9 protein-coding genes are annotated in these 10,980 nt (G+C 59.6%); 3 read left to right on the plus strand and 6 right to left on the minus strand.

What is annotated here, in order from left to right:
- Positions 1 to 72: 72 nt before the first annotated feature.
- The 3 genes from C0V73_RS17095 to htpX form a co-directional block, all read right to left on the minus strand.
- The gene (locus C0V73_RS17095; RefSeq protein ID WP_102021182.1) at positions 73 to 1,749 is read right to left on the minus strand and encodes a heparinase II/III family protein; all 1,677 of its coding nucleotides are present in this window, start codon (positions 1,747 to 1,749) and stop codon (positions 73 to 75) included.
- A 192-nt stretch (positions 1,750 to 1,941) separates the two neighbouring features.
- A complete protein-coding gene (locus C0V73_RS17100; protein WP_102021183.1) occupies positions 1,942 to 3,330 on the minus strand; it encodes a transcription antitermination factor NusB in 1,389 nt (462 codons plus the stop codon).
- Complete coding sequence (gene htpX, locus C0V73_RS17105) at positions 3,321 to 4,283, minus strand: zinc metalloprotease HtpX (protein ID WP_102021184.1); 963 nt, start codon at positions 4,281 to 4,283, stop codon at positions 3,321 to 3,323. The genes C0V73_RS17100 and htpX overlap by 10 nt, the downstream gene beginning before the upstream one ends.
- A gap of 125 nt (positions 4,284 to 4,408) precedes the next feature.
- Between htpX and C0V73_RS17110 the strand changes: the two genes are divergently transcribed.
- Entirely contained in the window at positions 4,409 to 4,615 is a 207-nt protein-coding gene (locus tag C0V73_RS17110; protein ID WP_102021185.1) for a DUF1674 domain-containing protein, read from the plus strand.
- A 49-nt stretch (positions 4,616 to 4,664) separates the two neighbouring features.
- Complete coding sequence (locus tag C0V73_RS17115; RefSeq protein ID WP_143708351.1) at positions 4,665 to 5,120, plus strand: thermonuclease family protein; 456 nt, start codon at positions 4,665 to 4,667, stop codon at positions 5,118 to 5,120.
- Between the two features lie 55 nt (positions 5,121 to 5,175).
- On the opposite strand, the gene acs is transcribed toward C0V73_RS17115, so the two are convergent.
- Complete coding sequence (gene acs, locus C0V73_RS17120; protein ID WP_102021186.1) at positions 5,176 to 7,128, minus strand: acetate--CoA ligase; 1,953 nt, start codon at positions 7,126 to 7,128, stop codon at positions 5,176 to 5,178.
- A gap of 233 nt (positions 7,129 to 7,361) precedes the next feature.
- On the opposite strand from acs, the gene C0V73_RS17125 reads away from it, so the two are divergent.
- Positions 7,362 to 8,063: a DUF1013 domain-containing protein gene (locus C0V73_RS17125; protein ID WP_102021187.1), complete on the plus strand. Its 702-nt coding sequence runs from the start codon at positions 7,362 to 7,364 to the stop codon at positions 8,061 to 8,063.
- 70 nt (positions 8,064 to 8,133) lie between these two features.
- Here the strand turns inward: C0V73_RS17125 and C0V73_RS17130 are convergent, their stop codons facing one another.
- Both C0V73_RS17130 and C0V73_RS17135 read right to left on the minus strand, forming a co-directional pair.
- Positions 8,134 to 10,071, minus strand: a complete 1,938-nt coding sequence (locus tag C0V73_RS17130; RefSeq protein WP_102021188.1) for a propionyl-CoA synthetase — start codon at positions 10,069 to 10,071, stop codon at positions 8,134 to 8,136.
- A gap of 110 nt (positions 10,072 to 10,181) precedes the next feature.
- Entirely contained in the window at positions 10,182 to 10,841 is a 660-nt protein-coding gene (locus C0V73_RS17135) for a YggS family pyridoxal phosphate-dependent enzyme (RefSeq protein WP_102021189.1), read from the minus strand.
- Between the last annotated feature and the right edge of the window lie 139 nt (positions 10,842 to 10,980).

Here is a 10,980-nt window from a genome sequence, read left to right on the forward strand (position 1 = left end):
ACAATCGGCAGCGGGCGCGATGCCGCCGCCTAGCACAGCTTCATGTGTGATGAAACTGCAAGATGACTGCCATCAGGCGTGATGCGCCAGAAACCAGCGAATTTCCGGCCCTTGGAACACGATCTCCAACTGTTGCGAGGGTCGGATGCCGGAGACATCGGCAAAGAATACGTCCTCTCCGACGGAGATCTCACCGACAGGAATGGAGAAGGACCAGCTTTCCCCATCGGGTGCGACGAGACGCACTTTACGATCATCGGAACGCTCGACGGTGATCGACGGATGGATGTGAAAGCGCGCGACGACTTCGGCACCGGGCAGGTTCGGTGTCGGCAGCCCATCAGGCAGGAGAAGACGATCGCGACCGGCAATCTTGGTGCCCTGCTCGTTGATGCGGATTTCCCGCTCATGCAAGACGCCGAAACGTTCGACATAGCCGTCGTGACGAGCGGAGAGGCGATCGCTGGCATCGGGGCCCGTCTGGCGATCGACCTCGATCCGCGATGGACCCGCGACGATGATGGGGCCGAGATGGGAGGAATGCGCGATGCGTGCAGACGACACATCGCCGATGCAGACGGCGCTGTGTGCTGCAGTGGTGCGGGCAAGCTGCCGCAGCCGCTCTCCGGCAAACCTGGGCGATCCACTGTTGATCATGAAACGGTTGCGCCCGGAAGACAGCTCAAACGAAAGGCAGCCGGCATGAGCCGTTGTCGACAGCCGGGCCGAAATCGGCTTTCCCGTATCCACGAGGATCACCGTGTCCCCGGCCGACAATCGATGAAAGCCGCCATGTGGCAAGGCCTTGAACGGTTGGCCGGATGTCTCGTCGTAGCGCAAGACACTCATGAGATCCGTTGCAAGCGAGGAACTGGCCCCATTGAACAAGGCAAGATCACCACTGCTGTGCCGGAAGAAGCGGACCGCCGGGAATATCCGGTCGATCACGGGGATCAGCTTGGACGGCACGTCGTGGCCGAGGTTGATGTAGCTCTGGCGCAACGGCAGGAGGTCGAAGAGCAAATCGACCGAAGCTTGCGGGTTGCGAGAAATGTGGCTCCCATCCGGCAAGACTTGCCGCTCCAGCTCCCGGTCGAGCAATCGGCCTGCACGGCGCACGGCGGCTGGACGAGCTTCCGCTGCTATGGATGCCATAGCAATTGCGATGCGCGCCTTCAGGCGTGGCAATCCTTCGGGGAGTGAATCGACGCGGCGCTGGAGGAAACGCACCTGCTGACCGAGGGAAGCTGTAAACCGACGATAAAACCCGGCATCGGCATCCTGAAGCACGACCGGCGAATGGGATAGCCAGCTGATGATACGCCGCGAGACGACCTCGCTATCCCAGGCCAGACCGCGGGTGCGGTTGCCATGAAGGCCAATCCACTGATCCGTAATCCAGCGGGCATTGTTGCAGGCAACACTGCTCTTGTCGGCACGAACATGGCGCAGCCACCCGAAACCGTGGAGACGCCGCGCAAACTGCACAGACGGCAGCTCCAGTTCAAACGGGGATTGCTGCCCGGCATCGAGAACCCGACCGGCAAGCGGATAGCGACCGTTGAGAATTTCTTCGGCAACGAAGGAATCAACCGCCCTCAAATCGGTTGGTGCGACAACCACACGATTGATCCGGAAACGACCCAGGAGAACGAATGGCGGGGTCAAGACGGCAGCCGTCTGCCGCATCTGCCGCCAGGCTTCGGCAATGTGAAGCGAAATCAGTCGAGCGCGATCATTGATTCGCATACTGGTTCCTGTAACCGGATCCTGATGATCCAGCCATTTCCTGTTGTCCGACAATCGTGGGCGGGAAGGACAAGGGTCCTCCGAACCCGATTTCTGGGGCACGAAATTTCTTGTCATACCGCCATGTCGCGGACATGCGGAGCGACCGGCGATGTCCACGCAGACTTGCCAACAGGTTTATTGAGATATTAGTTAAATTTTAGCAACGATCGCCGCGTAGAAACCGTCAAGGCCACCTTGCTCGGCAAGCATCGCGGGCGTGGTCCGGAACTCGCCCTTCGGCGTGATCGCCGCTTCGAGCCCTGGCCAGTCCTCCGGAACGATCGGGAGCAGGCGCAAATCGGGAAAATCGACCAGCAGACGATCGATGATCTCCTCGCCCTCTGAGGGATCGATCGAGCAGTTGGAAAACACAAGGCGGCCACCCGGCTTCAGGAGTGTGACCGCGTGGCGAAGCAGCTTCTCCTGAAGGGCAGCCAGCTTCGCGATATCGGCTGCATCCTTGGTCCACAGGACATCGGGATGGCGGCGCGTGGTGCCCGTTGAGGAGCAGGGAGCATCGAGCAGAATTGCATCGAAGCTGTCGTCGGCACCGATGGTCAGAAGATCGACGCATCGGGTCTCGGCCGGCAGATCGAGCCGAGCCAGATTGCTTTCGAGCCGCTTGACCCGCGACTTGGACTGTTCAACGGCGACAACATCGCCACCAGCCAGCACAAGCTGGGCAGTCTTGCCGCCAGGGGCTGCACAGAGATCGGCAACGCGCTTTCCGTGAAGATCACCGAACAGTTTTGCCGGAATGGCAGCAGCAGCATCTTGAACCCACCACACACCGTCCTCGAACCCTTCGAGCGTGGTGATCGCCCCCCGAAAACGATCAAGTCGCACAGTGCCGGTCGGCAGAACCTGACCACCCAGCCGTTCGGCCCAGCCGGCAGCATCGGATTTCACAGTAAGGTCGATCGTCGGCGGTTGGAGCTGCGAGGCAGCGATCGCGAGCGCATGCTCCTGACCATAGACCGCTTCGAGCCGCTGCATGAACCAGTCGGGCATGCAGGGAAGATCGTCGACAGCCGCGAGCAAATCCTCTTTTTCCCGTCCGATGCGCCGCAGGATGGCATTCACCAGCTTTGCGAAACGACGACTGCGGGGATCACCATTGGCCTGCTCCACCGCCAGATCGACGGCTGAGTGATCCGGGACATCGAGATAAAGCATCTGCGCGGCCGCAACGACCAGCAGATGGTGAAGGGAGCGCGCGCCTTCCGGAAGCGGGTTGTCGAGCATCCCTGCGATAATGGCGTCGATCCGCGGCAGGTGACGCAAGGCGCTCTGGAGAATGGCCTTCACGAGACCGCGATCAGCCTCATTCAGCGGCAGATAGGCAGGATTTCCATGCTCGGAATCGAGCATTCCGTCGAGCGATGTCTTTCGATCGACAACCGCCGACAGAATGCGTGTGGCGGCGATGCGCGCCTCAAGGCCAGGCTTCAAAGGTTGCCGAGGCCGGCGCTCGCCATGGCTCTTGCGTCCGGCCTGATTGTTTTTCGGTTTGCCCGTCGATCGATCGCTCAAGACCATGGTCCTTTGGGTGGTTCGCCTTTGCCGCGCCCCCAACCGGTGGTCGGAACGGAACGCGCCGTGCGCGTTGCCTTAACAGGGGCCTCCGGCGGCGTCGATCCCCCAGAGCGGATATCCGTCATCGCCAGAAGCGCCTCGATGCGGTTTCGCGTGTTCGGGTGCGTCGAGAAGAGATTGTCCATCCGCTGGCCGTTCAAGGGATTGATGATGAACATGTGCGCTGTCGCGGGATTGCGCTCGGCATCCATGTTCTCGATTTGCGAGGCATCACCTGCGATCTTCTGCAGGGCGGAGGCGAGCCAGCGGGGCTGACCGCAGATCTCGGCCCCACGTCGATCGGCCGCATATTCGCGCGTTCGGCTGATCGCCATCTGGACCAGCATGGCCGCAAGCGGTGCAACGATCATGGCGACGATGACGCCAATGAAACCGAAGGGATTGTTGCGATCATCGCGACCGCTGGAAAACAGGAAGGCGAAATTCGAAAGCATCGAGATGGCACCGGCGAGTGTCGCGGTGATCGTCATGGTCAGCGTATCGCGATTCTCGATATGGGCGAGTTCATGTGCCATGACGCCAGCCACCTCTTCCGGTGTGAGGCGCTGGAGAAGACCCGTTGAAGCGGCAACCGCGGCATTCTGCGGATTGCGACCCGTTGCAAAGGCGTTCGGCTGGGGATTGTCGAAGACATAGACCTTCGGCATCGGCAGGCCCGCATTGCGGGCCAGATCCCGAACCATGATGTAGAATTCCGGTGCCGTGCGCTCATCGACCTCCTGCGCCCGGTAGGCACGGAGCACCATCTTGTCGGAATTCCAGTAGGAGAAGAAGTTCATGCCGGCTGCGACGACAAAGGCGATCATCATGCCGCCCCTGCCACCGATCAGGAAGCCGACGCCCATGAAGAGGGCGGTCATGAAGGCAAGCAGCATGGCAGTCCGCATGGTATTCATGGCGTGGTCCTCTCAAAGCAGCACTCACGGCAATTCTATTGCCGTTTTCGCCTGTTGATTTAAAAAGCGGCGACCCCAATTTCAATGTTTGCGCATGAAATGCCGTCTCAGCAAAGGACGATGTGATGTCAGAAGATCGTGAAGCCGATGTCAGCGTGGAAGAACAGCCGCGTGAGTTGAGTCCGGCTGCGAAGCGGGCACTCGCCGAAGCGGAGGAGCGACGCCTCAAGGAAGCCGCAACCGAAATGCCGCCGGAGATCGGCGGACGAGGCGGTGCTGATCCGGCCCGGTTCGGCGATTGGGAGATCAAGGGGCGCGCCATCGACTTCTAAGGAATAGTTGCCTATTGATCTGCGAGAGTTATCGGAATATGTTCCTATTATGTTCCGGTCAGCGCTCACTCATGTGATGATTTTCCTTGCCTCGACGGTTGCGGCGCCGGGACAGGCAGCCAGCCGGCAGATCGACGGGCCGGTTCTGGCGCATCTCGTCAAGGTCGTGGACGGCGATACGGTGCTGGTTGAGGCCATGCCATGGCCGGATCACAAGGTGAGTACCTATGTTAGGCTCCGCGGCATCGATGCACCCGAACTGAAATCGAAATGCCCGACATTCCGAAAAGCGGCCCTGCGCGCCAAAGAAGAACTGACTGACCTTATGGACGGCCAGGACATTGTGTCGCTCACCGCCATCTCGGGCGACAAATATTTCGGCCGCGTGGTCGCTGATCTCGCGCTTCAGGATGGAATGCGCCCGGCACAGCACCTCCTCGATGAAGGTCTTGTCGAACCCTACCAGGGACGATCGAAAAGCAAACGTCCCTGCCCGAATGACTGAACAGAAAAGGGGCTCCCTTGCGGAAGCCCCTTTCTTCATTTTCTCCGAAGATTGATCAGCCGATCTTGTTCTGCCGGTTGGCGATGAGATCGTCGACCACAGCCGGATCGGCCAGGGTCGAGGTATCACCAAGTGCGCCGAAATCGTCTTCGGCGATCTTGCGCAGGATGCGGCGCATGATCTTGCCCGAACGGGTCTTCGGCAGGCCAGGCGAAAACTGGATCTTGTCCGGTGTTGCGATCGGGCCGATTTCGGTACGGACGTGTTTCACGAGGTCCGCGCGCAGCGCATCAGTGCCTTCATGACCCGACATCAGGGTGACGTAGCAGTAAATGCCCTGACCCTTGATATTGTGCGGATAGCCAACGACGGCCGCCTCGGACACGAGATGGTGCGACACCAGTGCCGATTCAACTTCTGCGGTGCCAAGCCGGTGACCCGAGACGTTGAGGACGTCATCAACGCGACCGGTGATCCAATAGTATCCATCCTCGTCGCGGCGGCAGCCGTCTCCGGTGAAATACTTGCCCTTGTAGGTCGAGAAGTAGGTCTGGATGTAGCGATCATGATCGCCGTAGACGGATCGCGCCTGGCCCGGCCAGCTTTCGGTAATGCAGAGGTTGCCGTCGGTGGCACCCTCCAGAACATTGCCTTCGATATCGACCAGCTCCGGCTTAACGCCGAAGAATGGACGCGTGGCAGAACCCGGCTTGAGTGGCGTTGCCCCCGGCAGCGGCGTGATCATGATGCCACCAGTTTCCGTCTGCCACCAGGTATCAACGACAGGCGACTTCTGCTCGCCAACGACGTTGTAGTACCATTCCCACGCTTCCGGATTGATCGGCTCACCGACCGAACCGAGAAGGCGCAGCGACGAGCGGTCCGAACGCTTCACGAAATCGTCGCCGGCGCCCATCAGCGAGCGGATGGCCGTCGGTGCGGTGTAGAAGATGTTGACCTTGTGCTTCTCGATCACTTCCCAGAACCGTCCCTGGTCAGGGAAGTTGGGAACACCTTCGAACATCAGCGTCGTGGCGCAGTTCGAAAGCGGACCATAGACGATGTAGGAATGGCCGGTGACCCAGCCGACATCGGCCGTGCACCAGTAGATGTCCCCATCGTGATAGTCGAAGATATATTCATGCGTCATCGAGGCATAGACGAGGTAACCGCCTGTCGTGTGCATGACGCCCTTCGGCTTGCCGGTCGAACCCGAGGTATAGAGGATGAACAGCGGATCTTCTGCCTTCATCTTCACCGGCGGGCATTCTGCCTTGACGGTATGCACTTCCTGGTGATGCCAGATATCGCGGCCTGGCGCCCAGCCGATCTTGCCGCCGGTGCGGCGTACGACGAGGACCTTGTTGACGATGACATACTGCTTGGCAGCAATGTCGATCGCGATATCGGTGTTTTCCTTAAGCGGCACCGGTTTGCCACCGCGCACGCCTTCGTCGCAGGTGATGACAAAGGTCGATTCACAGTCGACGATGCGTCCGGCCAGTGCTTCCGGCGAGAAGCCACCAAACACGACCGAGTGGATGGCGCCGATGCGCGCGCAAGCCAGCATGGCATAGGCGGCTTCCGGGATCATCGGCATGTAAATGGTGACGCGATCGCCCTTCTTCACGCCGTGCTTCTTCAAGACGTTCGCCATCCGGCAAACATGCTCATAGAGCTCGTTATAGGTGATCTTCTTGTCGATGTAAGGGTTGTCACCTTCCCAGATGATGGCGGTGCGTTCCCCATGTGTCTTCAGGTGGCGGTCGATGCAATTATAGGAGACGTTTGTCAGCCCATCCTCGAACCACTTGATCGGGACTTTGCCCTTGAAAGACGTGTTCTTGACCTTCGTATAAGGCTTGAACCAGTCGATGCGCTTGCCGTGTTTACCCCAGAATCTCTCGGGGTCTTCGATGCTTTCCTGGTACCATTTCTGGTACTTGTCATCATCGATCAGAGCGCGGACTTTTGCCGATTTCAGCACCGGATAGGTTTTGGCTGACATGAATTCCTCCTCATGTTGACGGGCCACAACTGGCGACCAGGACCGTCCTCCCCGGCCTATCGCCGACATACATAGCAGGTGCAACATGGCCAGCAATTAGACAAAGGTCATTCGCGACTTCGCGAATTGCAATTTCGTTACATAATCGCTATAAGGACGCCGAATTCCCGGAAATAGTGGTTTAAACCCACGGCCCGCGACAACCGGCGCGGACCCTCAGAAGGATTGTATCCATGGCCCAGACACTGCTCATGCCGAAGGCGACCGCCGTATGGCTCGTCGACAATACCGCGCTGTCATTCGACCAGATCGCGCAGTTCTGCAAGCTGCACCCGCTCGAGGTGAAGGCTATTGCGGACGGCGAAGCAGCCCAAGGCATCAAGGGTCTGGACCCGATCGCAACCGGCCAGCTTTCGCGCGACGAGATCGCCCGCGCTGAAAAGGATGTGAACTACAAGCTCAAGATTTCGGAGCCGAAGGTTCGCGTGCCGGACTCGAAGCGTCGTGGCCCGCGTTACACGCCGGTCTCGAAGCGCCAGGATCGCCCGAACGCCATTCTCTGGCTGGTTCGCAACCATGCTGAACTGAAGGACGCCCAGATTTCCCGTCTCGTCGGCACCACCAAGTCGACGATCGAGCAGATCCGTGACCGCACCCACTGGAACTCTGCCAACCTGACGCCAATGGATCCCGTGACGCTCGGCCTCTGCAGCCAGATCGATCTGGACCTGGAGGTCGAAAAGGCCTCCAAGGGCCGTCCGCTGCCGACCGCTGCCGAACTCGGCGCGACCTTGCAGTCTGCTAGCGAAACCGAGAATGTCGGTTTCAGCTATGAGCGCGAGGAAGAAAAGGAAATTGACGCAAACGCCGTCTTCGCCAAACTCCAGTCGCTGAAGTCCGACCGTCGCAACGACGACGAAGACGATCAGTACTGAGCTGCCTGATCTACGAATTCAGCCCCGGCCGCCCATGGCAGCCGGGGTTTTTTACTGCCTTGAATTCAGGTCATACGATCGCAGCTGTCTTCGCGACGGCAGGAACCTGACCATGCGCTTGAAGGACGGCCGTAATCTCGTCGAGGATCGCGGGATCGTCGATGGTCGCCGGCATCTTCCAGGGCAGCCCATCGGCGATCTTCTGCATGGTGCCACGTAGGATCTTGCCTGAACGCGTTTTCGGCAGACGATCCACCATCAACACCATCTTGAAGGCGGCCACCGGGCCGATTTCGTCCCGCACCAGCTGAACGACTTCCTTGGAGATCAGGGCATGGTCGCGGTGGACGTTCTTCTTCAACACGAGGAAGCCGCAGGGGATCTGGCCCTTGAGCTCGTCGGCAATACCGATGACAGCGCATTCGGCCACATCGGGATGCATCGCGCATACCTCTTCCATGCCACCCGTAGACAGCCGGTGGCCGGCGCAATTGATGATGTCGTCGGTGCGGGCCATGACAAAGACATAACCGTCCTCGTCGATCACACCGGCATCGGCCGTCTTGTAGTAGCCCGGGAATTCTTCGAGGCACGAGGTCCGGAAACGTTCGTCGGCATTCCAGAAGGTTACAAGGCACCCCGGGGGCAGGGGCAGCTTTGCAACGATATTGCCGAGCGTGCCAGGGGCCACCGGATGGCCGGCATCATCGAGAACATCAAGCGCGTAACCCGGCATCGCCTTGGTCGGTGATCCGTGTTTCACGGGAAGCAATCCAAGACCCGCCGGATTGGCGGCGATGGCCCAGCCCGTCTCCGTCTGCCACCAGTGATCGATTACGGGGATTTTGAGGATCCGCTCCGCCCATTTCAAGGTTTCCGGGTCCGCCCGCTCGCCTGCGAGAAACAGCGCGCGCAGCCCTGAGAGGTCATAGCGGGCGACATGGTCACCTTCAGGATCGTCGCGACGGATCGCACGGAATGCCGTCGGCGCGGTGAACAGGACTTTGACGTCATGATCACTCACCACGCGCCAGAAGGTGCCAGCGTCCGGCGTGCCTACGGGCTTGCCCTCGAAGATCACTGTCGCGTTGCCGGCCAGCAGCGGGCCATAGACGATATAGGAATGCCCGACGACCCAACCGATATCCGATGCCGCCCAGAAGACCTCCCCTGGCTTGACGCCATAGACATTCTTCATGGTCCAGTTGAGCGCGACCATGTGCCCGCCATTGTCGCGCACGACGCCCTTGGGTTGGCCCGTCGTCCCGGATGTGTAGAGGATATAGAGCGGATCGGTTGCCGCCACCGGCACGCAATCGACTTTGGTCCCGTTGACTTTCTCCTGCTCGATCGCCTGGGCCAGATCCACGTCACCGTGCTCGTAGCGCAACGGCGCATGATATTGGTCACGCTGCAGGATCAGGCAGAAATCAGGTTTGACCTTGGCCATGTCGATCGCCTGATCGAGCAGTGGCTTGTAGGGAACGATACGCCCCGGCTCCAGACCGCAGCTCGCGCCGATCACCACCTTGGCCCCGGAATCATCGATACGCGTGGCTAGCTCGTGCGCCGCAAATCCTCCAAAGACCACGGAATGCACGGCACCGATGCGCGCGCAGGCGAGCATGGAGAAGACGGCTTCCGGGATCATCGGCATGTAGATGATGACGCGATCCCCCTTGCCGACGCCATGATTGCGCAGCACGGCGGCGATAGCCGAGACCTCGGTCAACACGTCATCATAGCTATAGCGGGCAGTCTGCCCGGTCATCGGACTATCATAGATGACGGCGGTCTCCGCCCCGCGTCCTGTCTCAATGTGGCGGTCGACGCAGTTGAAGCAGGTGTTTGTCTCACCACCGGAAAACCAGCGGCCATAGCTACCTTGTGCAGGATCGAAGAGAACATCGGGGGCTTTGTACCAGTGGATCTCCTCCGCCACGCCACCCCAAAAACCCTCGGGGTTCGCCTTCCAGGAATCATAGATGTCCTGATAACTGTCGCGCATGTCGATCCTCCCATGACAACGCTTTGGCTTTCGCCTTTACCGTCATTTTAGGATCGACGAAGAGAGGAGGGAAGAGAGACCAAAGCGCTATGCCGAAGGTCTAAGGCAACTTAACGTGTGCCAAAAATCGCCGAACCGACACGTACACTGGTCGCGCCGAAGCCTATGGCCGTCTCGAAATCACCCGACATGCCGATCGACAACTTCTCAAGACCGTTTTCGTCGGCAAGCTTTGCCAGCAGTGCGAAATGCGGGCCTGGGTTTTCATCGACTGGCGGGATGCACATCAGCCCCTCGATCTGCATGCCCAGTTCATCCCGGCAGAGCGCGACGAACGCTGCCACATCGTCGGGCGCAATCCCAGCCTTCTGCGGCTCGAGACCCGTGTTGACCTGAATGTAGAAGCGAATGCTGCGCGCCTGGCGTTTCACTTCCTCTGCAAGTGCACGCGCGATCTTCTCGCGGTCGACAGTTTCGACGACATCAAAAAGCGCCACGGCATCGGCAGACTTGTTCGACTGAAGGGGGCCGATGAGATGCAGTTCGATGGCAGGTGTTTCAGCCTTCAAGGCTGGCCATTTGCCCTGCGCTTCCTGCACCCGGTTTTCACCGAAAACGCGCTGCCCCGCTTCGATCGTCGGAATGATATGCTCGGCATCGAAGGTTTTCGACACAGCAACAAGCGAAACCGAATCCGGCTCACGACCTGCTTCTTCCGCTGCCTTCGCGATTTTGTCCCGAACGTCCTGAAGCCGCTCTTCAACTGACATGCCAAACCCTCGTTTTGATCTGCTCGATATCTGGCGTCACCAGAACTTTCTGCAAGGGGTTAATCGCAGCCTTGGACGATGGCAAGCGCAGGCGCGGAAAGGCCGCGCGAATGCCTCAAAAACTTGACGCTTGGCCGGT

The sequence above is a fragment of the Rhizobium sp. TH135 genome, from assembly GCF_002855515.1.
Lineage (GTDB): Bacteria > Pseudomonadota > Alphaproteobacteria > Rhizobiales > Rhizobiaceae > Allorhizobium.

What these genes read in the sequence shown, in the direction of transcription:
- C0V73_RS17095 (WP_102021182.1), bottom strand. Translation starts at nt 1,749, where the DNA reads ATGCGAATCAATGATCGCGCTCGACTGATTTCGCTTCACATTGCCGAA.
- C0V73_RS17100 (WP_102021183.1), bottom strand. Translation starts at nt 3,330, where the DNA reads ATGGTCTTGAGCGATCGATCGACGGGCAAACCGAAAAACAATCAGGCC.
- htpX (WP_102021184.1), bottom strand. Translation starts at nt 4,283, where the DNA reads ATGAATACCATGCGGACTGCCATGCTGCTTGCCTTCATGACCGCCCTC.
- C0V73_RS17110 (WP_102021185.1), top strand. Translation starts at nt 4,409, where the DNA reads ATGTCAGAAGATCGTGAAGCCGATGTCAGCGTGGAAGAACAGCCGCGT.
- C0V73_RS17115 (WP_143708351.1), top strand. Translation starts at nt 4,665, where the DNA reads ATGTTCCGGTCAGCGCTCACTCATGTGATGATTTTCCTTGCCTCGACG.
- acs (WP_102021186.1), bottom strand. Translation starts at nt 7,128, where the DNA reads ATGTCAGCCAAAACCTATCCGGTGCTGAAATCGGCAAAAGTCCGCGCT.
- C0V73_RS17125 (WP_102021187.1), top strand. Translation starts at nt 7,362, where the DNA reads ATGGCCCAGACACTGCTCATGCCGAAGGCGACCGCCGTATGGCTCGTC.
- C0V73_RS17130 (WP_102021188.1), bottom strand. Translation starts at nt 10,071, where the DNA reads ATGCGCGACAGTTATCAGGACATCTATGATTCCTGGAAGGCGAACCCC.
- C0V73_RS17135 (WP_102021189.1), bottom strand. Translation starts at nt 10,841, where the DNA reads ATGTCAGTTGAAGAGCGGCTTCAGGACGTTCGGGACAAAATCGCGAAG.